Genomic DNA, 24,050 nt, shown 5'->3' with positions numbered 1-24,050 from the left:
CCCGGTCATGACCGCTGTTCGAGCACTCGTTCTCAACTGCACCCTGAAGCGCTCCCCGGCGACGTCCAGTTCACAGGTGCTCGGCCAGGAGGTGCTCGACGCGCTGGCCGAGCAGGGCGTCGACGGCGAGATCGTCCGGGTGGTCGACCACGACGTGCGCTTCGGGGTCTCCGTCGACGAGGGCGACGGCGACGGCTGGCCCGCCATCCGCGCCAAGCTGCTCGCCGCCCAGATCCTGATCATCGCCACGCCGATCTGGCTCGGTCAGCCCTCGTCGGTGACCAAGATGGTCCTCGAACGGTTGGACGCCGAGCTGTCCGAGACCGACGACCAGGGCCGCCTGCGCACCTACGGCAAGGTCGGCGGGGTGGCCGTGGTCGGCAACGAGGACGGCGCGCACCACACCATCGCCGAGGTGCAGCAGGCGCTCAACGAGGTGGGGTTCACCTGCCCGGCCGCCGGGGCCACCTACTGGGTCGGGGAGGCGCTGCACAAGACCGACTACGTCGACGCCCGGCCCAAACCCGACACGACGGGCCGCACCACCGCCGCGCTGGCGCTCAACAGCGCCCACCTGGCCCGGCTGCTCGCGGAGCAGCCCTACCCGCCCCCCGGAACCCGCAACGCCGCCACCAACCAGTCCGGCTGACCCGACACGCCCCGCCCCCACTGCTCCCCGCCGATCTTGCAGTTGGTGCCCCGGCGAATCCGGCCAACCGCCCTCGACGAGGGCCGCAAGTGCAAGATCAGCGGGGCGAGTTCGAGGTGAGGGCGGGGTCAGGGGGTGGTGCGCAGCCGGGCGTCGAGGGCGGCCAGGTCGGGGACGAACCACACCTGGTCGTGCCGGTTCGACTCGGCCACCAGCGCGCGCAGCGCGCCGCTGCGCTCCAGATGCGCGGAGATGTCACCGACGATCGCCAGGCGCAGCCGGTAGTTGACGAACTTCTGCATCACCTCACCGGCGAAGCGCGTGCCGAGCGTGAAGAAGCCGGGGTCGAGCCGCTCGGCCGGCACCGCCACCACTGTCGCGCCGAGGAACGCCGCGCCGATCAGGTCCAGCGCGTCGGCCTCGGTGGCGATCGGCGGGCCGTCCGGGTCGCAGACCAGCACCGGCACCCCGGCGCGCTCCTGCATCTGGTCAGTCACGGCTGCGCTCCCCGCCGCCGAGCAGGCCGTTGCCGCCGTCGAGCACTCCGTCGAGCAGGCGCAGCAGGTCGGCGGTGGCGGTGAGATCGCCCAGGATCACCATGGTCATGCGGTGCCGCTCCTCGTCGTGGACCGTCTGCACCCGCAGTGGACGGTCCGGGTCGTGGTGGGTGTTCACGCCGGCGAGCACCAGCGTGGCGAGCCGGTCGGCGGCGGCCCGGTCGACGCCGTCGAGGCGAACGACGCTGGACACCTCCGCCCCCGGCGCCGGAGCGGCCGCAGTGGGCCGGCCGGTCAGCGCGTCCAGGTCCGCGCGGGCGATCCGGTACTGCTTGCCGATCCGCGTGGCCCGCAGCCGCCCCGAGCGGATGTAGCCGCGCACCGTGCGCACGTGCAGGCCGAGCAGGTCAGCAACCTGTTCCACCGAGTACATGTCATTACTCATCGCACCCTATCCTAGCGAAGATAGGTAACGATAGGTAATTTCACCGCCCGGCCATGTGCGGGCCACCCGGGCCGGGCATACTGCCCGCGTGCAGCCCCGTCACGGCTACCTCGACGCGCCCGGGCCGCTGGCGTTCGCCCACCGTGGCGGCGCGGCCGACGGCGACGAGAACACCGCCGCCGCGTTCGCCCGTGCCGTCGCCCTGGGTTACCGGTACATGGAGACCGACGTGCACGCCACCGCGGACGGCGTACCGGTGGTCTTCCACGACCCGACGCTGCGCCGCGTCACCGGCGAACCGGGCCGCATCGCGGACCTGCGGTGGGCCGACCTGTCCTCGGTGCGCGTCGGCGGTGCCGCGCTGGTGCCTCGCCTGGACGAGGTGCTCGGCGCCTGGCCGCAGGTGCGGTTCAACATCGACGTGAAGTCCGACGGCGGCGTGGCGCCCACCGTCGCCACGGTCACCCGGGCCGGCGCCGGCGAGCGGGTGCTGCTCGCCTCGTTCAGTGACGCCCGGCTCGCCCGGCTGCGGGCGCTGGCCGGGCCGAAGGTCGCCACCAGCCTCGGCATGCGCGGCGTGGCCCGGCTGCGGCTGGCCTCGCTGCACGGACGGCCGCTACGGCTGCCCCCGTCGGTGGTGGCCGCGCAGGTGCCTGTCACCTTCGGACGGGTGCCCGTGGCGGACCGGCGGTTCCTCGCGTACTGCCACCGGATCGGGTTGCAGGTGCACGTCTGGACGATCGACGATCCCGCCCAGATGCACCACTTACTTGATCTTGGTGTGGATGGCATCATGACCGATCACGTCAGCGTGCTCCGTGACGTCTATCGCAGTCGCGGCCACTGGGCCGCCTGAGCCCCCGAGGACGACCCCCGATGGCCGATACGGTCACCCCCGCCGTCGCCGACCCCGCCGGACCGGGCAGCACCCGCCGCGAGCGCACCGGCTGGTACTTCTACGACTGGGCGAACTCCGCGTTCCAGACCACTGTCATCACGGTCTTCCTCGGGCCGTTCCTCACCACGGTCACCGAACTCGCCGCCGGTTGCGAGCTGGGCGCGGACAGCTGCGACGGCGCGGTGTACCCGCTGGGCATCAAGGTCGCCGCCGGCTCGTTCTATCCGTACCTGATCTCGCTGTCGGTCTTCCTCACCGTGTTCGTGCTGCCGGTGATCGGCGCGATCGCCGACCGGTCGGCGCACAAGAAGCGGCTGCTCGCCGCCGCGGCGTTCACCGGCGCCGGCGCGACCATCGCGTTCGCGTTCGTAACCGGCGAGCGCTACCTGCTCGGCGGCGCGCTGTTCCTGATCGCGAACATCTCCTTCGGCGCCGCCGTGGTCGTCTACAACTCGTTCCTGCCGCAACTCGGCGGCCCGGACGAGCGCGACGGCATCTCCAGCCGCGGCTGGGCCATCGGCTACCTCGGCGGCGGCCTGCTGCTCGCGCTGAACCTGGTCGCGGTCACCATGCTCAGCGAGGAGGGCAACGCCCAGCGCACGCTGGACCTGGCCCGCTGGTCGATCGTGTCGGCAGGCGTGTGGTGGGCCGCGTTCACCCTGGTCCCGCTGCGCTGGCTGCGCGAGCACCCCACCGCCGCAGCCCTGCAGGCGGGCGGCAACGTGCTCACCGACGGGTTCCGGCAGCTCGGGCGCACCCTGCGGGAACTGAAGACGTACCCGCTGACGCTGTTCTTCCTGCTCGCCTTCCTGGTCTTCAACGACGGCATCCAGACCGTCATCACCCTGGCCAGCCAGTACGGCACCGAGGAACTGCGGCTGGAGCAGAGCACCCTGATCGTGACCATCCTGCTGGTGCAGTTCCTCGCCTTCGGCGGCGCGCTCGCCCTCGGCGCGCTCGCCAAGCGCATCGGCGCCTGGAAGACCGTGCTGCTGTCGCTGGTGCTCTGGACCGGTGTGATCATCGCCGCGTTCCGGCTGCCCGCCGAGGCGCCCGTACCGTTCATGATCCTCGGTGGTTGCATCGGCCTGGTGCTCGGCGGCAGCCAGGCGCTGAGCCGCTCGCTGTTCAGCCAGCTCATCCCGGCTGGCAAGGAGGGCGAGTACTACGGCTTCTACGAGATCAGCGACAAGGGCACCAGCTGGCTCGGCCCGCTGGCGTTCGGCCTGGTCTTCCAGCTGACCTCGTCGTACCGGGTGGGCCTGGTGTCGCTGCTGATCTTCTTCGTGGTCGGCTTCGCGCTGCTGGCCGCCGTGCCGATGCGCCGGGCCATCATCGCCGCCGGGAACACCCCGCCCCGGGTGCTCTGACCCGCCGTGCCCGTCGATCATCGGGGGCCTGATCGGGTGGTGTCGATGGACTAGGCTGCCCCGACGTGACAGACGACGCCGCCCAGACCTGCCTGGCCCGCCCCCTGCCGGGGCCCGGCGACGACCGGGCCGCCGGCTGCGCCGCCGCCCGCGGCGTCGACGGCCGGCCGCTGCACGCCGCCGCGCTGAAGTTCTTCTGGGGGCCGATGGACTGCGGCAAGTCCACCATGGCGCTGCAGATGAACCACAACCACGCGCGGCAGGGCCGCCGCGGGCTGGTCACCACCCGCATCGACCGCTCGCTGGGCCCGCAGGTCACCACCCGCATCGGCCTGGCCCACGAGGCCGTCGAGGTCACCGACGACCTCGATCTGCGCGCCCTGGTCCGCGACGCGTGGGCCGAGGGGGTACGCGTCGACTACCTGATCTGCGACGAGGCGTCGTTCTACAACCTCGAACACATCGAGCAGATGGCCGAGCTGGTCGACCGGTTCGACGTCGACGTCTACGCCTTCGGCCTCGCCACCGACTTCCGCTCCTGCCTGTTCCCGGCCGCGCAGCGGCTGTTCGAGCTGGCCGACGAGGTGGCCCGCATCCAGGTCGAGGTGCTCTGCTGGTGCGGCCGGGAAGGGCTGCTCAACGCCCGGGTGGTGGACGGCCGGGTGGTGCGTGAAGGCGCCCAGGTCGTCATCGGCGACACCGTGGACACCGCCGACGTGCGTTACCAGGTGCTGTGCCGGCGCCACTACCGCTCCGGCGACCTCGGCCCGCGCGGCTGAGCCTCAGAACGGATCCCCGCACACCCGCCAGCCGCCGCCCTCCGGCACCACCGGCAGCTCCCGCTCCTCGCTGCCGCCGCCGTCCCGGTTGATCCGCACGATCACCGTCCCGGTCGGTTTGCCGGACCGGGTCGCCACCGAGACGTCGACGATCTCGTATCCGCTGACCTGTGGTGGCGTCCGCACCCAACTGCCGAAGCCCGACTTGCTCCACTTGCCCCGGGCCTCGGCGCACAGCCGCTCGTACGCCGCGTCGGTGTCCCCGGACGCGACGTCGCCGAGGAAACCGTCGGCGGTCTCCCGCACCGGCCCGTCGGCCTGGAGCACCACCTGCGCGTTCCACGCCGCCAGGCCGGCCACCCCGATCAGGCAGGTGCCCACGCCGAGGCCGGCGATCAGCACGCCCGCGCGTAGCGGGCGGCGACGCCGGGCCGTGTGGTGCCACTCCCGCTGCCTGCCCATCACCGTCGACGGTAGGCAACCGGAACGCGCCGCGCAGCCGGTTGCGACGCGCGCCCGCACCGGGCCGAAGATGTCAGGCACCGGCGGCAGACTGTCGGCATGACAGTCAATGCCGACATCGCCATGATCAGTCTCGACAGCTCCGACCCGGCCGCGCACGCGGCCTTCTACTCCACCGCGCTGGGGTGGGAGATCACCCACAGCGAGGCCGAGTACGCCATGATCGTCAAGGACGGCACGTCGATCGGCTTCGGCCTGGTGCCCGGCTACACACCGCCCGCCTGGCCCGACGAGAGCGGCGGCAAGCGTTACCACCTCGACCTCTACGTCGACGACGTGGCGGCCGCGGAGAAGGAGCTGGTGGCGGCCGGCGCGACCCGCCCCGGTTTCCAGCCCGGCGGCGAGCGGTGGACCGTGCTGCTCGACCCGATCGGGCAGCCGTTCTGCCTCTGCCCCCGCCCCCAGGGCTGACCGGTCGGCGCAGCGGGCCGCGGAGCACCGCGGCCCGCATCGCGGCCGGGGCGGGTGCGACGGGTTCAGCCGCGACGGCGGGCCCGGGCCGCCCAGATCGCGTACGCCGGATCGCGGTCCAGGTTGTGCCGGTCCCGGTCGTAGCGGCGGGTGGTACGCGGATCGGCGTGCCCCATCGCGTCCTGCACGTCCTCCAGCGGCACCCCCTCGGAGCGGGCCGTGGTGGCGAACGCGTGGCGCAGCGAGTGCGGCGACAGCTTCGCCCACGCGGCGATCCCGGCCCGCTGCGCGAGGCGGCGTACCAGCCGGAACACGGCGTGCCGGTCCAACCGGCCACCGGTGGCGGTGACCAGCAGCGGACCGGTCAGCTCCGGCACCGTGACACCCTGCGCGGCGGCCCGCACGGCCAGGTAGGCGTCGACCGCGTACGCGGTGCCGGGGGTGAGCGCACGCCGGCGTACCTTGCCGCCCTTGCCGACGAAGCGGACGCTGCGGTGACCGCGCTCCGTGCCCAGGTCGGACACGTCCAGCGCGACCAGTTCCCCCACCCGCAGGCCCAGGTCGGCCAGCAGTGCGACGGCGGCCCGGTTGCGGGCGGCGGCCGGGCCGGTGTCGGCCTCGGCGGCGGCGATCAGCGCGTCGACCTCGTCGGGGGTCAGGCCGACGGTGGCGGAGTGGTCCCGGTCGACGCGCGGCCGGTCCGCCGCCGACACCGGGTTGGCGGGCACCGCGCCCAGCTTGACCAGGAAGTCGTACCAGCTCGACAGCGCGGACAGGCGGCGCGCGACGGTGGCCGGGGTGAGCGGCCGGCCGGTCCGGCCGCGGGGTGTGGACTCCAGTTCGCGGCCGTAGGTGTTGACGTCGAGGAAGGTGGCCCGCAGCGGGTCGACGGCGTGTTCGGCGCACCAGGTCAGCCAGCCGGTGACGTCGCGGCGGTACGCGTCGCGGGTGTGCTCGGACAGCCGCCGGTTGCGCAGCCACGCCTCGGTGACGTCGGCCGGGCCGGCGGGCAGGGCGGCGGTACGGGCGCGGGGCAGCACCTCGGGGCGAAGCATGTGAGAAAGGTTCTCAGCCGACGGGGTGTTTGGCGACGAGGCGCGCGGACCGCCGGTACGCCGAAGCGGGGCCGGCCGGCGCTCCGGCCTCCCCCGCTTCGGGCGTGACGTGCTCAGGCGGTGGTGAGCTGACGGTGGCCGTTGCTCTCGGCGGGCGTGCTCACCGTGATCCGGCGCGGCTTGGCGCGCTCGGCGATCGGGATGCGCAGCGTCAGCACCCCGTTGTCGTAGCCGGCCTCCAGCCGGTCGGTGTCGAGCGTGTCGCCCAGGAACAGCTGCCGGGTGAACGTGCCCATCGGACGCTCGGCGGCGACCAGCTCGACGTTCTCGCCGGTGGGACGGCGGCGCTCGGCGCGGACGGTCAGCACGTTGCGCTCGACGGTGCAGTCGATGCTGTCCGGATCCACGCCGGGCAGGTCGAACGCCGCGTAGAAGTGGTCACCGTCGCGGTACGCGTCGAGGTGCATCACGGCGGGCCGGGCGGTGGTGCCGAAGAACTGCTCGGCGATCCGGTCGATCTCGCGGAACGGGTCGGTACGCATCAACATGGCTCTTGCCTCCTCGGTTCTCCTGGCCCAAGGTCTCAAGTTGAGTCTGTGTGACTCAAGTTCCTGGTTCTGTTTTAGCGCGCCGGCGCCGCCTCGTCAACTCGTCCCGCAAGCGTCTTCTCGAACCAGTGCTGCGCGTACGGGCCACTGGTGAAGGCGGGGATCTCCCGGTAACCGTGGCGGGCGTACAGGGCCCGCGCCTCGACCAGGTCCGAGCGGGTGTCCAGCCGGATCCGCGCCGCTCCGCCGGCGGCCGCGTACGCCTCGATCGCGGCGAGCAGCGCCGCCCCGCCCCCGGCGCCCCGGTGCTCCGGGCGCACGTACACCCGGGTCAGCTCGGCCCAGTCCGGCTGCCATCGCAGCCCGGCGCACCCGGCGAGCCGGCCGTCGCGGCGGGCCACCACCAGCAGCCCGGCCGGCGGGACCAGGTCGTCGCTCGGGTCCTCGGCCAGCGCGGCGTCCACCTCACCGGGCCGCTCCGGGCGGCCGTACCAGCGGCGCACCATCTCCGCCATGTACTCGCGCAGCAGCAGCGCCGCGTCCGGCTCGTAAGGGTGCGCGACCTGCGTGCTCCAGCCGGTCACGGGCCGGTCCGCCAGTAGACGCCCTGCTCGCGGGTGAGCAGCATGTCGTCGATCAGGTAGCGGCGCAGCGTCACGTGGTCGGCCTCGCCGCCCTCGCACCAGCGGCGCAGCGCGTCGTCGACCTCCCGTTCCGGGTAGCGCCGTCCGGGTTCGAAGGTGCGTTCGGTGATGTGCTCCAGCAGCACCCGGCGGCGCCCCCGCTGCGCGGGCAGCCGGGTCAGCGCGCCGTCGCACAGGAACGTGCGCAGGATCGTCTCGCGCGGGTTCGCGGCCGGCGCCGCCGGGGACGCCGCGGCGGCCCGGGCGAACTCGCGCAGCCGTTCGGCGTCGACCCGCAGCCCGCCGCCGTCGTCGGCGAGCACCCCGGCGTCGGTGAGACGGCGGACGGCCACTGCGGCGTCGCGGGCGGGCAGGCCGGTACGGGCCACCACGGCCGGCACGTCCCGGGCGCCGAGCACGATCGCGGCGAACACGGTCCGGCGGCGCTCGTCGGCGAGCGCCCCGGCGAGGGCTTGAGCGGTCATGGCGGGCAGCCTGTCAGCAACCCGCCGGATCCGGCGAGGCGTTTTCCGGCCGCCGCGCTCACAGCCGCCGGTGCATCACGTGCAGCCCGACCCGCCCCCGCTCCGGGTGCGCGAACGCCTCCGGCACGGTGCCGATCACCGTGAAGCCGAGCCGCCGGTACAGCTCCACCGCCGCCGTGTTGGTCTCCACCACGGCGTTGAACTGCATCGCGGCGAAACCCCGCCGCCGGGCCCAGTCCAGCGCCTCCTCGCACAGCGCCCGGCCCACACCCCGGCCGCGGGCGTCCGCCGCGACCATGAAGCTCGCCGTCGCGACGTGCGACCCCGGCCCGGGCCGGTTCGGGCCCATCTTCGCGGTGCCGCGCACCGCGCCGTCGTGGTCCACCGCGACCGAGGTACGCCCCGGCGGGCGCTCCACCCACACCTCACGCACCGTCTCCGGCGGCCACTGCGGGTCGTACGGGAACGTGTCGGCGGCGGTGACGACGTCGGCGAGGATCGGCCGGACCTGGGCCCAGTCGGCGTCGGTGTAGTCACGAATCAGCATCGGCGCGCACGCTAGCCGCCGCCCCGGCCGTCCGGCCACCGGTTTCCGCCCACCCGGCCGAGGGCGGCGGGACATCGGCGGACCACCGGCCGGGGCCATCATGGACGGGTGGCCGAATCAGTCGCCGGCATCGATCGGAGCGAGGCCGCCGCACCCGGTGGCCCGCCGCCCGCCGGTCCGCGTACCGCCGCGCCTCTCGTGGTGGGCGCGGTCCTCACCGTCGTGCTGCTGTCGCTGGCCGGCCGCTACGGCTACCACCGCGACGAGCTGTACTTCCTGCTGTGCGGCCGGCACCTGGACTGGGGCTACGTCGACCAGGGGCCCCTCGTGCCGGCGCTGGCGCGGCTGGCCGACACGATCGCGCCGGGCAACCTGGTGGTGCTGCGTACCCCGTCGGCGTTCATCGGCGGTGCGGCGGTGGTCCTGGTCGCCGCGATCGCCCGGCAGTTCGGCGCCGGCCGCGTGGCCCAGACGGCCGCCGCGGTGCTCGCCGCCGCCTCGGGCATCGTGCTGGCCGGCGGCCACCTGCTCAGCACCACGAGCGTCGACCTGCTGGTGTGGCTGGCCGCCGCGCTGTGCGTGGCACGGATGCTGCGCACCGGCGACACCCGCTGGGCGCTCGGCGCCGGGCTCGCGCTCGGCGTCGGCCTGCTCAACAAGCCGCTGCCCGCGCTGCTCGGCGTGGGCCTGGTCGCGGGTCTGCTGATCGCCGGGCCGCGCCGGCTGCTGCGCGACCGGTGGGTGCTCGCCGGTGCGGGCATCGCCGCGCTGCTCGCCGTGCCGTACGCGGCGTGGCAGGCCGCGCACGGCTTCCCGCAGCTCGACGTCGCCGCGTCGATCGCCGACGGAGACAGCTCGTACAGCGGCCGGATCGACGCGGTGGTGCTCCAGTTCCTGATCATCAGCCCGTTCGCGGTCCCGGTGTGGGTCGCCGGGCTGGTGGCGCTGCTGCGCCGACCGTCCTGGGCGGCGTACCGGTCGCTGGCCTGGGCGTGGCTGGTGGTGGTCGCGATCGTGGTGGTGGCCGGTGGCAAGGGCTACTACGACGCGCCGCTGCTGCTGGTGCTCACCGCCGCCGGGGTGGTGCCGGTCGTCGCGTGGGCACGGCGGGGCGCGGCACGGGCCCGGCAGGCGGTGCTGGTCACCGCCGCCGTGCTGATGGCCGCGAGCAGCGCGGTGCTGCTGCTGCCCACGCTGCCGGCCAACCGGCTGCCCGGGTTCGTGGTCGCTGTCAACTACGACGCGGGCGAGACCATCGGCTGGCCCGAGTTCACCGACTCGGTGGCCGCCGTGCACCGCGCGCTGCCACCGGCCGGGCGCGACCGGGCGGTGGTGCTGACCGGCAACTACGGCGAGGCCGGCGCGCTGGCCCGGTACGGTCCGGCCCGGGGACTGCCCCGCGCGTACTCCGGGCACAACAGCATGGCCACGTTCGGCCGGCCGCCCGACGACGCCGACGTGGTGATCGTCGTCGGCTGGTCCCGGCCGGAGCCGCTGCGTGCCTGGTTCACCGAGGTCACCGAGGCAGGCCGGGTCGACCAGCGGGTCGACGTCGACAACGACGAGAACGGCGAGCCGATCTTCCTCGCCCGGGGCCTGCGGCGTCCGTGGTCACAGATCTGGGACACCGAGGTACGCCACGGCTCCTGAGATACTTGCCGCCATGCTCTGGGGAGTCAGCGGGCCGGTCTTCCTCCTCGACTACCTCGGCGCGGTCGCCGTGGCAGTCGTGATCGCCGTGGCGGTACGCGAACTGACCGGCCGCCGTACCCGCGGTGCGACACCCGACCGGGTCGAGCTGGCGTACCTGACCGACCGGGCGCTGCTGGCCTGCCAGGTCGGGGTGGCCGCGCTGCGCCGCGCGAGCGGGGTCGACGTCGGCGAACTCGCCACCCTGCACGCGCAGGGACCGCCCCCGGCCGGTTCGCCCGCGCTGGTACGCGCCCTGCACAGCGCGCTGCGCCGCCCGCAGACCTGGGCGGCGGTGCTCGCCGACCCGGCGGTGGGCCGGGCGCTGCGCCGTACGGTCGGGCGGCTGGTCCGCGACGGCTGGCTGCTCACCCCCGGGCAGCGGCGGCGGATCGCGCTGGGCACGGTGCCGTTGTTCGCGGTCGCCGCGGTCGGGCTGACCCGGCTCGTGGACAGCGCGGTCGAGGGGCGCTCGGCGGGCGGTCCGGCCTCGGTCGCCGGGCTGCTGCTGTGCTGCCTGGCCACCGCGCTCGGCGGCTGGTGGCTGACCGAGGTGCCGGAGACCGGCGCCGCCGCGCGCGGGCTGCTGCGGCGCTTGCGCCGCGAGCACGCCGACCTCGACCCGGAGCGCCGCCCGGCCTGGCAGGGCCGCGACACCGACACGCTGCTCACCGGGATGGCGCTGTTCGGTCCCCGCCCCCTGCTCGCCGTGGACCCGGCGTTCGCCGTGCAGGTGGGCGTCGACCCGGAACGGGACCGTCCTCGCCCCGCCCGCAAACCCGCCCGCCGCTGACCGAACCTCTCCTTTCGCGTCGATCATGAGGTTGACGGCGTCCGGCGCCCGTTTTGTCCGGTACAACTTCATGATCGACGCGGGTAGGGCCAGGCCGTCGGCGAGAGGCGGTTTCCTTGTCTTGAGCGCCGGGAAGGCTCGGGCATGGCCGAGACATTCGTGAGCGAAGACCTGAAGACACTGCAGGCGATTGCGCGCGGGGCCGGGATACAGGAGGTCGACCGCCTGTCGCCGGACCAACTGGTCGAGGCGCTGCGCCGCGCCGGGGTGACGAACGGTACGCAGGACCAGTGGCCGCCCCAGCCGATCGAGGATCCGGCCCACCTGGCCGGGCTACCCCGCAGCTCGCTGACGCAGGGCGACGAGAGCACCGGCGGCCGGGCCGCCGAGGAGGCGATCGGCGCCATGCCCGGCGAGTCCGGCACCGAGATCAACGACCGCACCGAACGCTGACCGTACGCGAGGAAGAGGCCGCCCCCGGTGCTCCCGGGGGCGGCCCCACGCTCGTTCGGACGGGTCAGTGCATGGCGGCTGCAGCCGCCTCCTCGCGGGCCCGGCGCTCGTCGCCACTGAGCGTGTTCAGCGGCTTCTCCTTGATGAACAGCACGACGATCAGGGCGAGCAGCGCGAACGGCGCGCCGATGAGGAACATCTCCGACGTGGCGATGCCGTAGACGTCCTGCACGATCCGCAGCACCGGCTCCGGCAGGGCGGACAGGTCCGGCACCTCGGCCGATCCGCCGCCAGCCGCGATCGGACCCAGCCGCTCGACGGTCAGCGAGGTCACCCGGTTCGCCAGGACCGCGCCGAGCGCGCTGACCCCGACCGCGCCGCCCATGCTGCGGAAGAACGTCAGCACCGAGGTGGCCGCGCCGAGTTCGGCGGCCGGTACGTCGTTCTGCGCGGCCAGCACCAGGTTCTGCAGGAGCATGCCGACGCCGACACCCAGCACCGCCATGTACACCGACAGCACCGGCACGCTCGTGTTCGCGTCGATGGTGCTCAGCAGCAGCATGCCGACCGTCATCACCGCGGCACCGGCGACCAGGAACATCTTCCAGCGGCCGTACTTGGTGATCAGCTGGCCCGCCACCGTCGAGGAGACCAGCAGACCGAGGACCATCGGCAGGCTCATCAGACCGGCCACCGTCGGCGATTTGCCCAGCGAGGTCTGGAAGTACTGCGACAGGAACACGGTGCCGCCGAACATCGCCACGCCCACGAGGATGCTCGCGATCGTGGTGAGGCTGACGGTGCGGTTACGGAAGATGCCGAGCGGGATGATCGGCTCCTCGGTGCGGGACTCGACGAACACGGCGAGCGCGAGCAGCGCCAGCCCGCCGCCGACCAGCAGCGCGGTCCAGCCGGACGCCCAGTCGAACTTGTTGCCCGCCAGCGACGACCAGATCAGCAGCGTGGACACGCCCGAGGTGATCAGCAGAGCGCCGAGCCAGTCGATGCGGACCTTGCGGCGCACCGCCGGCAGGTGCAGCGTCTTCTGCAGCAGCGCGATGGACAGCAGGCTGAACGGCACACCGATCAGGAAGCACCAGCGCCAGCCGAGCCAGGACGTGTCGACCAGGACGCCGCCGATCAGCGGACCGGCGATGGTGCCGACACCGAACACGGCGCCGAAGATGCCGGCGTACCGGCCCAGCTCACGCGGCGGGATCATGGCGGCCATGACGATCGTGGCGAGGGCTGTCATGCCGCCCGCGCCGATGCCCTGGATGACCCGGCTGAGCAGCAGCACCTCGACGTTCGGGGTGAACCCGGCGACGAGCGAACCGGCCACGAACAGGCCGAGGGACAGCTGGATGAGCAGCTTCTTGCTGTAGAGGTCGGCCATCTTGCCCCACAGCGGCACCGTCGCGGTCATCGCGAGCAGCTCGCTGGTGACGATCCAGGTGTAGACGGTCTGGCTGCCGTCGAGGTCGGCGATGATCCGGGGCAGCGCGTTCGCCACCACCGTCGAGGCGAGGATCGCCACGAACATGCCGACCATCAGGCCGGACAACGCCTGGAGAACCTCCCGGCGGGACATCCGCGTACCCGTCTCGGCGGGCGGAACAGTGGCGGTGGTCATCGAACTCCTTGTCGTGTGCACGGGCTAGCGGCCGCGCGACGGCGGCGGCCGGTAGGAAGGACTCAGGCCGAGGCGTACGGGTCGGGCAGGCCGGCGGCGACGGCGGCGAACGCCTCGGCGGTCAGTTCGCGCAGCGTCGTCGTGCCGGGTCGCTCGACCCACTGCATGAGGGCCGTGCGGAAGACCGCGCCGGCGACCGTGGTGACGAGCGTCGGGTGGCCGTGGCACGGGTCGACGCCCAGGCGGGCGGCCACCGCCGCGACGATCACCTGCTCGGTCTCGGCGTTGCCGCTGATCAGACGCGGAAGAAGCGAGGGGTTCGCCGCGATCACCCGCAGGCGCAGCAGCCACACCTCCCGATCTGCCTCGATGGCCTCGACCACGTCGTCGAAGGCCTGCCGCAGCGCGTCGAACGCGGACAGCTCCGGCGGGGCGTCGACGATGCGGGCGGCAAGCACCTCACGGTCGGTCGGCTGGTCGCCGAGAAGCGCCTCGTCCTTGCTGGGGAAGTAGTTGAAGAAGGTGCGGGCCGACACGTCGGCGGCCTCGCTGATCTCCTCGACCGTCACCTGGTCGAGGCCGCGTTCGGCGACCAGGCGCAGCGCGGCGGCGCTGAGGGCGGCGCGGGTCTGGCGCTTCTTGCGGTCACGCAGGCCGGGGCGGCTCTGATCCGGAGTCACGCGACGACACTACGAGCGATCTTGCAGACAGTGCAAACTTTTAGTTAGTGAAGTGATGGGCGCCGCATCGCAGCGGCGCCGGAAAACGGGTTGAGAGCGGTTCCGGACGTCCCGTACGTTGCCCGCACTCCTGTCGCAGCGAAGAAGGACGACTCCGCGTGACCCCTCCTGCTCTGTAGAACCTGACACGTTCCCCACGCCTGTAGCCGGCCGTTGCGCGCCGGCTCCCCGGGCTGCCCTCGCGCGCCCGGCCACAGCGTCCGAGGCCGCGCGTAATCGGCCTCGCGTCAGGTCTTCAGAGATCAGGTCTCTCCATGTCATCCCAACCGCATATCGTGCTGCCCTGGGTCGTACGCCGGACCCGCCTTCCGCTGCTGTCGCTGCGCTGCGCCGTCTGCCGGGCCGAGTCGGCCACCGCCGCCAAGGGCCGGTTCCGCGTCAACGCCAACGGCAAGCTGCTGGACGTGTGGCTGCTCGTCCGGTGCGTGTCCTGCGACCGCACCGTCAAGCTCACCGTCCGGGAGCGGACGGCGGTCAGTTCGTTCGATCCCGCCGATCTGCACGGCCACCAGCTCAACGACCCCGACCTGGTGGCGGCCACACTGCTGGACCCGGCGTTCGCCCGGCGCTGCCGCTTCACCCTGGACTGGACGGACGCGTGGACGCTCGATGCGCCCACGGTGCCGCTGGACCGGTGGCCCGTCCAGGTGGACGTCACCTTCGCCGACCCGGTGCCGGTACGCCCGGACCGGCTCATCGCCCGCCGGTTCGGGCTCACCCGGTCCGAGGTGCTGCGTCGAGTCAAGTGCGACATCCCGCTCAAGCGTCCGACGAGCACCGGATTCACCTTCACCGTGCTGACGGAGGACTGACCGGGGCGTGGTCGCGGCGGCACCCGGCCGCCGCGACCCCGCCTCACCCGCCGCTCGCGGCACCGCCCCGTACCGCGGCGAGTTCGGCCTCGATCAGATCGGCGGCCCGGTCGGCGCCGCCGGCGGCGCGGGCCTGCCGCTTCAGCTCGGCACTACGCGCCACCACGGCGGGGTCCGCGGTGAGGGCGAGCAGCGTCTCGCGCAGTTCCGCGGCGGTGACGGTGGCCGAGTCGACGACCCGGGCGACGCCGAGGGATGCCAGCTGCTCGGCGTTCGCGAACTGGTCGGCCGCCTGCGGTACGGCGATCATCGGCGTCCCGCAGTAGAGACCCTCGCTGCTGCCGCCCATGCCGGCGTGGGTGACGAAGGCGTCCGCCTGCTCCAGTACGGCCAGCTGCGGCACCCACCGGTGTACCTCGACACCGTCCGGGACGGGACCGACTTCGGCGGGTTCGACGTGCTTGCCGATCTGGAGAACGGTGTGCCAGCCGGGCAGGTCACCGAACGCGGCGATGCAACGGCGGTAGAACTCGGGCTGCCGGGTGAAGGCGGAGCCGAGCGAGACGAGCAGCACCTTCTCGGCGCGCTCCGGTCGTACCCAGGAGCCCTGGCCGGAGCGGTCGCCCAGCACCGGGCCGACGAAGCTGTAGACCGACCGGTCCACCCGGTCGGCGTTCGGCTGGAGCGCCTCCGGTGGCAGGACGAGACTGCGCACCGGCCGCCCCTGGAACGCCATGCCGTCGGTGACCGACGAGCCCTCGGCGGTCAGCCATTGCGTGAACCGCCGGTAGTAGTCGGCGCCGCGCGGATCGGCACGCATCGCCTCCACGGCGGGCGCCATCTCCTGCTCGTAGCCGTCCCAGGCGACGAACGTCGAGGAGAGCTGGACGGCTCGGATCCCCCACTGCTCGCCGAGCAGCCGGGCCGGCGCGCCGGCGATGTCGTAGAGGAACAGGTCCGGCCGGTCGTCGGCGTAGGCGGCCCGTAGCTGCGGCAGCATGGCGACGGCATCGTCGAGGAAGAGTGTGAGCTGCGCGATCGGGTCGTCGATGCCGGCGCCGCCGTCGGCGGGCAGCGTCGACGTGTACGGCTTCAGCTCCGCCCCGGTGGCCCGGACGACCTCGGCGAACGCGGGATCGTTGGCGTAGGTGACCCGGTGGCCGCGCCGCACGAGGGTGCTGATGATCTCCAGGCTCGGGTTGACGTGGCCGTGGAACGGGATGCTGACCATGGCGATGTGCGGCACGTGATCTCCTGATCTCTGCTGAGACGAGACGTCCCGTCTCGCTTGCCAAGCAGAGCACAGCGCGACCTGGCCGTCAAGACGATACGTCTCGTCTCGTAGTAGGCTGTCGCTGTGACCCCGCAGCCCACCCGCCGCAACGAGCAGTCCCGCCGCGCGATCCTCGCCGCCGCGCTGGAGCTGCTGACCGAGACCGGCTACCCGGCGCTGACCGTCGAGGCGATCGCCGCCCGCGCCGGGGTCGGCAAGCAGACCATCTACCGCTGGTGGCGCGGCAAGGGCGCGGTCATCCTGGACGCGCTCGCCGACGACATGCCGGAGGTCATCGCCCTGCCCGACACCGGTGACCTGCGGGCCGATCTGCGTCAGGTGCTCCGGGCCACCGTCGCCGAGTTCGCCGATCCCCGGCTGTCCGCCACCACCCGCGCCATCACCATCGAGACGCTGGCCGACGAGGATCTGGGCGGCCAGGCGCGCGACCGGCTGCTCCGTCCCCAGCTGAACGCGGTCCGCGCCCGCCTGGAAGCCGCCCGCGAGGCCGGCCAGGTCCGCGCCGACGCTCCCCTGGACCAGGTGGTGGAGTTGCTGTTCGGCCCGCTCTACCACCGCTGGCTGCTGCGCAACGGCCCACTGACCGACGACTACGCCGACGGGATCGTCGACCTGGTCCTCGCCGCCGTCACCCCGTCAACGCGCACCAGCGGCTAGCCATTCACCTGCGGCCTGCCGCAGGTGGCCTATCCGGCGGCCAGTTCCTGCGACAGCCGATCGAGTCCGTCCCTTATCAGCTCTCCGTAGCCGTCGTCACCGAGCGCGCCGATCCCCTCCCGGGCTCGCCGGAGGTGGTCCCGCGCCTGGTCGAGTTCGCCGAGCTTGCGGTGGCACTCCGCCAGGTTGAGATGCAGCGACGGATACAGGCCGGCAACCGACATCGGCACCCCGGCCTGCGCGACCCGCTCGTCGGTGAGCAGGTCGGCCGCCGCGAGCGCCCGCCGGTCCCAGACAAGCTCCTGGCGTACGTCGTCCTGCACGTCAGCCATCGCGTGCGCGAGGACGCAGACGTGCAGGGGATCACCCTGTTCCCGGCCGATCTCGTCCCAGATCCGGGCGAACAGGTCGCGGGCGTCCTTCCGCCGGCCGTGCTGGTGGTGCATCTGTACGCCGTCGTTGATCCGGGTCAGCGTCGCGTCGAACACCGTCGCCCTGCTCCCTCGGCTGCGGTGGCGTGATCGTACGCCGACAGCACCCACGGAGCCTGCGCACATAACTGTCATTATGGTGCGGTGATGATTCGTCCTATTTGACCACATGGATTAACAGATTGCTGTTACCGGTAATTCATTAACTATGTCCCGAGCGGGCTTGCCTCGGTGGCGACGTTTGGCAGGATCGAGGCATGCGGCCCACGAACCGGAGATGGGGGCACGTCGCCCTGACCACCTGCCTGCTGCTCGCGGCGGCCGGGTGCACGAGCGAGGACGACGCGGAGCGACCTGAGCGGGCCGCGTCGCTGCCACCACTGCCCGAGGGCGGGCAGCGCCTGCGGTGCGCCGACTCGGTTGCCACGACACCGGCTCCGGGTGAGGGATACCGCGTCGTGGCCGACGCCGTGGCGGTGTCGTCGACTGTGGTGCAACCGAACGAGTCATCCGGTGGACGAGGGCCGACACGTCTCTTCGCCAAATGGGGCCTGCTCGTACGGGTCGGCGCGGCCGTGGAGGTGCGGGTGGCGCCCGGCTGGGAGGAACGCGCCCGCATCGGGTGGGGCCCGGGCGCCGTCCCGGCGACCACTGTGCAGGTCGAGGCGTGCCCGGCCGCGAGCCCGTCGACCGCATGGTCGGTCTACACCGGCGGCACCTGGGTGGCGGGCCCGGCGTGCGTACCGCTGGTGATTCAGTCGCACGGACGGCAGGTCGAGGTGCGCGTCGCGGTCGGCGCCGCGTGCGACGAGAGCACCTAGCGTACGAACGGCCTGACGACCTCGAAGGGCTCCGGGAACCGTACGGCGATGCCGCTCTCCCGGCTCCTACGGTCGAGGAACGCCCTGGCCACGGCGACCCTGTCGAAGAGCCTCGGCAGCGGCCGCAGCCCGCGATCCAGGGAGATGAAGAAGTCGTCCCAGTGGATCGGCACGATCAGGCCGGGCCGGGTGGCGTCCACCACGTGCCGCCAGTAGTCGCTCTGGAACTGCTGCGGCTGCACCCCCAGGGCGCCGATCGCGAGGTAGAGGACGTCGACGTCGAGCCCGTCGAACCGGTGCGGCACGTAGTTGGCGCTCGGGTGGATCAGCAGCGAACCGCCGGGGTGGGTGATGAGGAACGAGAAGCACCCGCCGTCGCGGTACCTGCTCGCCCTGACCGGCGGGACGAGCGGTTCCTCGATCACGCCGGGGAACCTGTTGCCCGGACTGTGGTCGCCGGCGAGGACACGCACGGTGAACGCGCCGACGCGGTACTCGTCGCCGTCGGCGATCCGGGTCATCGACTGCTCGCCGAGGCCCGCGCCGCGCCCCACGTTCAGAGTGGACTCGGAGCCGAACAGCCGTCCGCCGAGAAGCTTGACGACCTCGGGGGCGTCCATGACGTGGTCGTAGTGGGAGTGGGCGACGAAGAGCGCGTCGATGCGGGTCAGCCCGACGCGCGCGAGAGCACCGGTGATCCGGGCGAGGTCGGGGGCGATGCGACCGAACGCGACGCGGAGCAGCGAGGGCCTGCTCAGGAAGCCGTCGATGAGGATGCCGGACGTCCCGTCGGACAGGTAGACGGTCGTGGTGCCGAAGAAGACGGCTTCGACGGACGCCCCGCTGGAGCCCATGCGCAGATGGTAGTGCGCATGGGCTCCAGCGGCGGGGGTGCGGATCAGCGCGTCGAGGAGTCGGCCGCGCCGTCGAGCGTCTCGGCGCCGCGGGTGCTGCGCAGGCTCCACACGATCGACGCCGCGATCGTCACCACGATCACGCCGAGCGTGACCGGGATGGGCAGCTTGCCGACCGGCGTCTCCGACAGGATCAACTTCACGCCGGCGAAGGCGAGCAGGACGGCCAGTCCGTAATGCAGGTGCACGAAGCGGCGCAGCAGCCCGGCGAGGCAGAAGTAGAGGCTGCGCAGGCCCAGGATGGCGAAGGCGTTGGCGGTCCAGACGATGAACGTGCTGGTGGTGATCGCCAGGATCGCGGCGACGCTGTCGACGGCGAAGATCAGATCGGTGGCCTCCACCGCGATCAGGACCACGAACAGCAGCGTCGCCACCCGCTTGCCGTCGACCCGGGTGAAGAACCTGTCGCCGTGATAGGCCGGGTCGGTCGGGACGATCCGGCGGACCAGCCGGACGACGGGGTTGCGGTCCGGCGGGGTCTGCTCGCCGTGGCGGAACGCCATCTTGTAGCCGGTGTAGACGAGGAACGCGCCGAACACGTACGCGGTCCAGAAGAAGGTCTCGAGCAGCTCGGCGCCGACGAAGATGAACACCAGCCGGAAGGCCAGGGCGCCGATGACACCCCAGAACAGCACCTTGTGCTGGAACGCGGCGGGCACGGCGAAGTAGGTGAAGATCAGCGCGAAGACGAAGACGTTGTCGATCGACAGTGCCTTCTCGATCAGGTAGCCGGCGTAGTAGGTGCCGGCCACGTCACCGCCCTGCCAGGCCCAGAGGACGACGCCGAAGAGCAGGCCGGCGGCGATCCAGATGCCGGACCAGACCGCTGCCTCACGGAAGCCGATGACGTGGTTGTCGCGGTGCAGGAACAGATCGACGGCGAGCATCGCCGCGATCGCCAGCATGAGAACGGCCCAGATCCACCAGGACACGGACATCACGAAGGGAGACCTCTCGCCCGGGCCGGCACACCCGAGGTGTTCCGGCGCTGCTGGACGAAGGTCTCCCCGGGCCACCCGTGGCGGTGGCTGCACCGCCGGGATCCGGATGGGCCGGGCCCGTACTGACGGCGATGCGTGGAACGTCGGGTACTCCCCCTCGAACTACGATCGATTATTCGCGAAGCACCGGTCGTACGTCAAGGAGTCCGGGCCGTCGCTAGGGTGACCGGATGGACGAAGACGCACGACGCCGGCACTCCACGTCGTTCGGTGCGGCGGCCATCGCGTACGCCGAACACCGCCCGGACTACGCGCGGGCCGCCCTGCGCTGGGCGCTCGAACCCGCGCCCGGTGCGCGGGTGCTCGACCTCGGCGCGGGCACCGGCAAGCTCACCGCCACGCTGGCCGAGGTGAGCGACGACGTCACGGCCGTGGAGCCGGACCCGGCGATGCTCGCCGAACTCCGCCGCACCCTGCCTGGCGTACGTGCGCTGTCCGGCAGCGCCGAGGCGATCCCGCTGCCGGACGCCTCCGTCGACGCCGTGGTCGCCGGCAACGCGATGCACTGGTTCGACATGGCGGTGGCCGGGCCGGAGATCGCCCGCGTCCTCTCCCCCGGCGGTGTCCTGGCCGGGCTGTGGAACGTCGTGGACGACCGGGTCGACTGGGTCGCCGGGCTCGCGGCGAGCAGCGGAAGCGCCGCCATCGGCCCCCGGGACACGCCCGCGAGCTGGCGCGCCGCGACGGCGGCCATGCACCTGCCGAGGACCGGCGAGGCCCGGTTCGGCTCGCCCGAGCAGGCGGAGTTCCCGCACGGGCAGCGCCGCACCGCCGACTCGCTCGTGGCGACGCTCGCCACCCGGGCCGGGATGCTCGTCATGCCGGACCAGGAGCGCACTGAGGTGCTCGACCGCATCCGCGCGTACCTGGCGAGCCGGCCGGAGACCGCCCACGGGGAGTTCACGCTGCCGATGCTCACCTGCGTACTGCGGGTACGGCGCAGGTGAAGGGTGGCGACGTCCGCGCCGCCGCTGACGCGATGACCGCCGTGCTGCGGCCCGCCGCCGACCGGGACTGGACGGTACGCGCAGGCGACCTCGACTGGTCCTGCTGGACCACGGCCGCGCACATCGCGCACGACCTGGTCGCGTACGCCGGTCAGGTGTCCGGCCGGCCCGACGGCGGCTATCTCCCGTTCGACCTGCGGGTACGCGCGGACGCCGCGCCGGCCGAGGTGCTCACCGTCGCGGCGGCCGCGGCCGGGATGCTCGCCGCCACCATCGACGCGGCGAGCCCGGACGACCGGGCATGGCACTTCGGACCGTGCGATCCGGGCGGGTTCGCCGCGATGGGCGTGGCCGAGATCCTGCTGCACACACACGACCTGACCCGAGGGCTCGACCTGGACTGGTCGCCGCCAGCCGGGCTGTGCGCGCGGGTGGTGCGCCGGTTGTTCCCCGACGCGCCGGACGGCGACCCGGCGCCGGTGCTGCTGTGGCTGACCGGTCGCGCGCCGCTCGGCGGCAGGCCGCGGCGGACCGCGTGGACCTGGCAGGCTGCGCGTCGCTGACGCGGTCTCAGCGGCGCCACCAGCGCCACCGACGGCGCGGGCGGGCCGAGGTGGCGTGCTGCGGCGCCGGTGCCGTGACGACCGGCGCGGCGCGTTCCCGATCAGTGCGCCAGCGGTGTACCGCCTCCTCGACGTTCACCGGGCGGACCACCACGCGTGGCCCGGTCGGGGTACGCAGCCAGGCCACCACCTCGGTGTTGAGGTCCGCCACGTACGACCGGACGGCCTCCTCGGTGGGCAGGTCGCGCAGCTCGGCCGGAAGTTGTTCGATGCGGCGGCGCAACTGCAGCGGCGTGGGCAGCAGCAGGTCGGACGGGATCTGCTCGCGCTCCATGAAGCTGCGGATCCACCAGCCCTCGTCGTAGGGCATGTCACGCCCCGGGATGGGCTTGCCGGCACCCGGCAGGTTGTCGAACTCGCCACGCTCCTGGGCCGAGCGGATCTGCGCCTCGACTGCGGCCTCCCAGCCTGTCGTCACCGCCGTCACCTCCCGTACCCACGGTAACCGCCACCGTCCGACAAGGGTCAGCGTCGCGCGGGGCCGGGCTGTTCCCGCGCGTTTGGCGTGGTCGCCGCGTAGCGTGCCCGGGACATGGAGAGGGGTGACGGCGTGCGCGACTGGCTCATCGGACTCGCGGTGGCGGCGGCCTGCCTGGTCGGGAGCTGGGCGGTGCTGGTGCTGCTGGCCCGGCGCCTGCCGGCGGGGATCCTGCGTGATCTGGCCGCGTTCGTGCCCGACTGCGTGACAGCGGTACGACGGCTGCGCCGCGACCCGCGGGTGCCCCGCCGCGCCCGCGTCGCGATCGTGGTCGCCGGAATCTGGGTGGCCAGCCCGATCGACCTGATCCCGGAGTTCCTGCCGGTGATCGGCCCGCTCGACGACATCGTGGTGGTGGCGCTCGCGTTGCGCTACGCCGCCCGGCAGATGCCCCGGCAGGTGCTGCTCGACGCGTGGCCGGGCGAGCCGCGGCTGCTGCTGCGCCTGCTCGGCCGCTGAGACCGGGCCGGCGTCAGGGCAGGCGGCGGACGTGGCGGTGGCCGTCCCGGGGGAACGGCGGGCGGGCCGGCAGCACCTCGGCGAAGACGTACCCGCTCTTCTCCGCCACCCGGCACGACGCCGGGTTGTCGACCTGGTGCAGCAGCTCCATCTGGGTCAGGCCGGCGGCGGCGAACCGGGCGAACGCCCACGCGGTGACCGCCTCCACCGCCCGTGGCGCGACGCCCCGGCCGCGTGCCGGCGCGGCCGTCCAGTAGCCGATCTCGGCGGACGGACGTCCCGGGCGGACGTCCTTGAGCACCACGCAGGCCACCACCTGCTCCCCCTCCAGCACCGCGAACATGAACCGGTGCCCGGCGGCCCAGCCCTGGTGGCTGCGGCGCAGGAACACCTGCGCCTGCTCCGGGCCGGTCACCGGATGTCTGGTCCAGGCGCGCAGCACCGGATCGCGGTAAGCCTCGATCAGCGCGTCGGCGTCGCCGTCGCGCCACGGGCGCAGCAGCAGACCGGGCGCGGTCGCGGTCGCGGTCGCGGACAGCACGATCGACATGCGGCAAGTATCCCCACCGCCCCCGTCCCGCGCCGTCCCCAAAGCGCCCGCGCCCTGCCTCTGGCTCCGGCGATCATGAAGTTAGCGGCAGTCGGCGACCGATTTGTCCCCGCCAACTTCATGATCGCCGGAGCAGGGGCCGGGGCGGGAGCAGGGGCGGGGGACGGGGCGGTGGGTGTCGGCGGGTGGGCGTAAGGTCCGGTTCACAGGCGGCAACGGGGAGGCGATGTGATCACTGTCGGCGCGGTCATGGGAATCGGTCTGGTGGCGCTCGGTCTGGTGCTCACACCCGGGCCGAACATGGTCTACCTGGTGTCCCGGTCGGTGACGCAGGGGCGGCGGGCCGGGCTGGTGTCGCTGCTCGGCGTGGCCGTCGGCTTCCTGGTCTACCTGGCCGCCGCGGTGGCCGGCATCGCCACCGTGTTCGTGCTGGTCCCGCCGCTGTACACGGCGGTGAAGCTGGCCGGCGCGGCGTACCTGCTGTGGCTGGCCTGGCGGACGCTGCGCCCGGGTGGCGCGTCGGCGTTCACCCCGGCGCCGCTGCCGCCGGACCGGCCCCGGCGCCTGTTCACCATGGGCCTGGTCACCAACCTGCTCAACCCGAAGATCGCCATCCTGTACGTGTCGCTGCTGCCGCAGTTCGTCGACCCGGCGCGCGGGCACGTGGCGGTGCAGAGTCTGCTGCTCGGCCTGACCCAGATCGTCGTGGCGCTGACCGTGAACGCGCTCATCGTGCTGAGCGCCGGTTCGGTGTCGGCGTTCCTGACCCGTCGTCCGGGCTGGGCGCGCGTGCAGCGGTGGGTGATGGGCACGGTGCTGGCGGCGCTCGCGGTGCGGATCGCCGCCGACCGCTCCCGCGCCGCCGTCGCCACCCCCTGACCCGGGGGTACGCGCCTCAGCGCCCGCCGCCGCTCCACCACCAGCGC

General features: G+C 72.9%; 31 protein-coding genes. 15 read left to right on the top strand and 16 right to left on the bottom strand.

Features of this window, described 5'->3' with window-relative positions; genetic code table 11:
• Positions 1-7 precede the first annotated feature (7 nt).
• A complete protein-coding gene (locus tag NMK34_RS15990; protein WP_318334070.1) occupies positions 8-649 on the top strand; it encodes a flavodoxin family protein in 642 nt (213 codons plus the stop codon).
• A 128-nt stretch (positions 650-777) separates the two neighbouring features.
• Here the strand turns inward: NMK34_RS15990 and NMK34_RS15985 are convergent, their stop codons facing one another.
• Together NMK34_RS15985 and NMK34_RS15980 are read right to left on the bottom strand one after the other, a co-directional pair.
• Positions 778-1,146, bottom strand: a complete 369-nt coding sequence (locus NMK34_RS15985; RefSeq protein WP_318334069.1) for a DUF4180 domain-containing protein — start codon at positions 1,144-1,146, stop codon at positions 778-780.
• On the bottom strand, positions 1,139-1,591 hold the full coding sequence (locus NMK34_RS15980) for a helix-turn-helix domain-containing protein (protein WP_318334068.1): 453 nt from the start codon (positions 1,589-1,591) through the stop codon (positions 1,139-1,141). The genes NMK34_RS15985 and NMK34_RS15980 overlap by 8 nt, the downstream gene beginning before the upstream one ends.
• A gap of 88 nt (positions 1,592-1,679) precedes the next feature.
• Between NMK34_RS15980 and NMK34_RS15975 the strand changes: the two genes are divergently transcribed.
• The 3 genes from NMK34_RS15975 to NMK34_RS15965 all read left to right on the top strand — a co-directional run bounded on the left by NMK34_RS15975 (position 1,680) and on the right by NMK34_RS15965 (position 4,638).
• Positions 1,680-2,447 (top strand): glycerophosphodiester phosphodiesterase family protein, encoded by a 768-nt coding sequence (locus tag NMK34_RS15975; protein WP_318334067.1) that lies wholly within the window; start codon positions 1,680-1,682, stop codon positions 2,445-2,447.
• Positions 2,448-2,467: 20 nt separating this feature from the next.
• Entirely contained in the window at positions 2,468-3,859 is a 1,392-nt protein-coding gene (locus NMK34_RS15970; protein WP_318334066.1) for an MFS transporter, read from the top strand.
• Between the two features lie 92 nt (positions 3,860-3,951).
• A complete protein-coding gene (locus NMK34_RS15965) occupies positions 3,952-4,638 on the top strand; it encodes a thymidine kinase (protein ID WP_370585003.1) in 687 nt (228 codons plus the stop codon).
• Positions 4,639-4,641: 3 nt separating this feature from the next.
• Here NMK34_RS15965 and NMK34_RS15960 read toward each other — a convergent pair whose 3' ends face one another.
• Positions 4,642-5,100 carry a hypothetical protein gene (locus NMK34_RS15960; protein WP_318334065.1) on the bottom strand — a complete coding sequence of 153 codons (459 nt, stop codon included), beginning with the start codon at positions 5,098-5,100 and terminating at the stop codon, positions 4,642-4,644.
• Between the two features lie 99 nt (positions 5,101-5,199).
• Here NMK34_RS15960 and NMK34_RS15955 point away from each other — a divergent pair, with 99 nt between their 5' ends.
• Positions 5,200-5,571, top strand: coding sequence for a VOC family protein (locus tag NMK34_RS15955; protein ID WP_318334064.1), 372 nt, complete (start codon positions 5,200-5,202; stop codon positions 5,569-5,571).
• A gap of 65 nt (positions 5,572-5,636) precedes the next feature.
• On the opposite strand, the gene NMK34_RS15950 is transcribed toward NMK34_RS15955, so the two are convergent.
• From NMK34_RS15950 to NMK34_RS15930, 5 genes are all read right to left on the bottom strand, one after another.
• Positions 5,637-6,626 (bottom strand): tyrosine-type recombinase/integrase, encoded by a 990-nt coding sequence (locus tag NMK34_RS15950; RefSeq protein ID WP_318334063.1) that lies wholly within the window; start codon positions 6,624-6,626, stop codon positions 5,637-5,639.
• Positions 6,627-6,739: 113 nt separating this feature from the next.
• A complete protein-coding gene (locus tag NMK34_RS15945) occupies positions 6,740-7,174 on the bottom strand; it encodes an Hsp20/alpha crystallin family protein (protein WP_013286325.1) in 435 nt (144 codons plus the stop codon).
• 74 nt (positions 7,175-7,248) lie between these two features.
• The gene (locus NMK34_RS15940) at positions 7,249-7,758 is read right to left on the bottom strand and encodes a GNAT family N-acetyltransferase (RefSeq protein WP_318334062.1); all 510 of its coding nucleotides are present in this window, start codon (positions 7,756-7,758) and stop codon (positions 7,249-7,251) included.
• On the bottom strand, positions 7,755-8,282 hold the full coding sequence (locus NMK34_RS15935; protein WP_318334061.1) for a DUF2087 domain-containing protein: 528 nt from the start codon (positions 8,280-8,282) through the stop codon (positions 7,755-7,757). Before NMK34_RS15935 ends, NMK34_RS15940 begins: the two co-directional genes overlap by 4 nt.
• A gap of 58 nt (positions 8,283-8,340) precedes the next feature.
• The gene (locus tag NMK34_RS15930; RefSeq protein ID WP_318334060.1) at positions 8,341-8,829 is read right to left on the bottom strand and encodes a GNAT family N-acetyltransferase; all 489 of its coding nucleotides are present in this window, start codon (positions 8,827-8,829) and stop codon (positions 8,341-8,343) included.
• A 108-nt stretch (positions 8,830-8,937) separates the two neighbouring features.
• On the opposite strand from NMK34_RS15930, the gene NMK34_RS15925 reads away from it, so the two are divergent.
• From NMK34_RS15925 to NMK34_RS15915, 3 genes are all read left to right on the top strand, one after another.
• On the top strand, positions 8,938-10,479 hold the full coding sequence (locus tag NMK34_RS15925; protein WP_318334059.1) for an ArnT family glycosyltransferase: 1,542 nt from the start codon (positions 8,938-8,940) through the stop codon (positions 10,477-10,479).
• 13 nt (positions 10,480-10,492) lie between these two features.
• Positions 10,493-11,311, top strand: a complete 819-nt coding sequence (locus NMK34_RS15920; protein ID WP_318334058.1) for a TIGR04222 domain-containing membrane protein — start codon at positions 10,493-10,495, stop codon at positions 11,309-11,311.
• A gap of 144 nt (positions 11,312-11,455) precedes the next feature.
• On the top strand, positions 11,456-11,764 hold the full coding sequence (locus NMK34_RS15915) for a hypothetical protein (RefSeq protein ID WP_194802546.1): 309 nt from the start codon (positions 11,456-11,458) through the stop codon (positions 11,762-11,764).
• Positions 11,765-11,828: 64 nt separating this feature from the next.
• Here NMK34_RS15915 and NMK34_RS15910 read toward each other — a convergent pair whose 3' ends face one another.
• The gene (locus tag NMK34_RS15910; protein WP_318334057.1) at positions 11,829-13,397 is read right to left on the bottom strand and encodes an MDR family MFS transporter; all 1,569 of its coding nucleotides are present in this window, start codon (positions 13,395-13,397) and stop codon (positions 11,829-11,831) included.
• Between the two features lie 62 nt (positions 13,398-13,459).
• Positions 13,460-14,077, bottom strand: a complete 618-nt coding sequence (locus tag NMK34_RS15905) for a TetR family transcriptional regulator (RefSeq protein WP_318334056.1) — start codon at positions 14,075-14,077, stop codon at positions 13,460-13,462.
• Between the two features lie 335 nt (positions 14,078-14,412).
• Here NMK34_RS15905 and NMK34_RS15900 point away from each other — a divergent pair, with 335 nt between their 5' ends.
• Positions 14,413-14,949 carry a DUF1062 domain-containing protein gene (locus NMK34_RS15900; protein ID WP_318334055.1) on the top strand — a complete coding sequence of 179 codons (537 nt, stop codon included), beginning with the start codon at positions 14,413-14,415 and terminating at the stop codon, positions 14,947-14,949.
• 43 nt (positions 14,950-14,992) lie between these two features.
• On the opposite strand, the gene NMK34_RS15895 is transcribed toward NMK34_RS15900, so the two are convergent.
• On the bottom strand, positions 14,993-16,195 hold the full coding sequence (locus NMK34_RS15895) for a macrolide family glycosyltransferase (RefSeq protein WP_318334054.1): 1,203 nt from the start codon (positions 16,193-16,195) through the stop codon (positions 14,993-14,995).
• Positions 16,196-16,306: 111 nt separating this feature from the next.
• Here NMK34_RS15895 and NMK34_RS15890 point away from each other — a divergent pair, with 111 nt between their 5' ends.
• Entirely contained in the window at positions 16,307-16,900 is a 594-nt protein-coding gene (locus NMK34_RS15890; RefSeq protein ID WP_318334053.1) for a TetR/AcrR family transcriptional regulator, read from the top strand.
• Positions 16,901-16,929: 29 nt separating this feature from the next.
• Here the strand turns inward: NMK34_RS15890 and NMK34_RS15885 are convergent, their stop codons facing one another.
• Positions 16,930-17,388 carry a tetratricopeptide repeat protein gene (locus tag NMK34_RS15885; RefSeq protein ID WP_412098889.1) on the bottom strand — a complete coding sequence of 153 codons (459 nt, stop codon included), beginning with the start codon at positions 17,386-17,388 and terminating at the stop codon, positions 16,930-16,932.
• Between the two features lie 200 nt (positions 17,389-17,588).
• Here NMK34_RS15885 and NMK34_RS15880 point away from each other — a divergent pair, with 200 nt between their 5' ends.
• The gene (locus tag NMK34_RS15880) at positions 17,589-18,152 is read left to right on the top strand and encodes a hypothetical protein (protein WP_318334052.1); all 564 of its coding nucleotides are present in this window, start codon (positions 17,589-17,591) and stop codon (positions 18,150-18,152) included.
• On the opposite strand, the gene NMK34_RS15875 is transcribed toward NMK34_RS15880, so the two are convergent.
• Together NMK34_RS15875 and NMK34_RS15870 are read right to left on the bottom strand one after the other, a co-directional pair.
• Positions 18,149-19,006 carry an MBL fold metallo-hydrolase gene (locus tag NMK34_RS15875; RefSeq protein ID WP_318334051.1) on the bottom strand — a complete coding sequence of 286 codons (858 nt, stop codon included), beginning with the start codon at positions 19,004-19,006 and terminating at the stop codon, positions 18,149-18,151. The genes NMK34_RS15880 and NMK34_RS15875 overlap by 4 nt on opposite strands.
• A 44-nt stretch (positions 19,007-19,050) precedes the next feature.
• A complete protein-coding gene (locus NMK34_RS15870) occupies positions 19,051-20,004 on the bottom strand; it encodes a TerC family protein (RefSeq protein WP_318336360.1) in 954 nt (317 codons plus the stop codon).
• Positions 20,005-20,237: 233 nt separating this feature from the next.
• On the opposite strand from NMK34_RS15870, the gene NMK34_RS15865 reads away from it, so the two are divergent.
• Together NMK34_RS15865 and NMK34_RS15860 are read left to right on the top strand one after the other, a co-directional pair.
• On the top strand, positions 20,238-21,014 hold the full coding sequence (locus NMK34_RS15865) for a class I SAM-dependent methyltransferase (protein ID WP_318334050.1): 777 nt from the start codon (positions 20,238-20,240) through the stop codon (positions 21,012-21,014).
• Entirely contained in the window at positions 21,011-21,577 is a 567-nt protein-coding gene (locus NMK34_RS15860) for a maleylpyruvate isomerase N-terminal domain-containing protein (RefSeq protein WP_318334049.1), read from the top strand. The genes NMK34_RS15865 and NMK34_RS15860 overlap by 4 nt, the downstream gene beginning before the upstream one ends.
• Before the next feature lie 7 nt (positions 21,578-21,584).
• Here NMK34_RS15860 and NMK34_RS15855 read toward each other — a convergent pair whose 3' ends face one another.
• Entirely contained in the window at positions 21,585-22,055 is a 471-nt protein-coding gene (locus NMK34_RS15855; RefSeq protein ID WP_318334048.1) for a DUF1992 domain-containing protein, read from the bottom strand.
• 132 nt (positions 22,056-22,187) lie between these two features.
• Between NMK34_RS15855 and NMK34_RS15850 the strand changes: the two genes are divergently transcribed.
• Positions 22,188-22,574 carry a YkvA family protein gene (locus NMK34_RS15850; RefSeq protein WP_318336359.1) on the top strand — a complete coding sequence of 129 codons (387 nt, stop codon included), beginning with the start codon at positions 22,188-22,190 and terminating at the stop codon, positions 22,572-22,574.
• A 13-nt stretch (positions 22,575-22,587) separates the two neighbouring features.
• On the opposite strand, the gene NMK34_RS15845 is transcribed toward NMK34_RS15850, so the two are convergent.
• Positions 22,588-23,124 carry a GNAT family N-acetyltransferase gene (locus NMK34_RS15845; RefSeq protein WP_318334047.1) on the bottom strand — a complete coding sequence of 179 codons (537 nt, stop codon included), beginning with the start codon at positions 23,122-23,124 and terminating at the stop codon, positions 22,588-22,590.
• Positions 23,125-23,373: 249 nt separating this feature from the next.
• Here NMK34_RS15845 and NMK34_RS15840 point away from each other — a divergent pair, with 249 nt between their 5' ends.
• A complete protein-coding gene (locus NMK34_RS15840; RefSeq protein WP_412098888.1) occupies positions 23,374-24,003 on the top strand; it encodes a LysE family translocator in 630 nt (209 codons plus the stop codon).
• Positions 24,004-24,050 lie beyond the last annotated feature (47 nt).

It is taken from the genome of Micromonospora sp. BRA006-A, from assembly GCF_033433935.1.
GTDB lineage: Bacteria > Actinomycetota > Actinomycetes > Mycobacteriales > Micromonosporaceae > Micromonospora > Micromonospora aurantiaca.
This window is presented reverse-complemented; position numbering and strand designations above follow the sequence as displayed.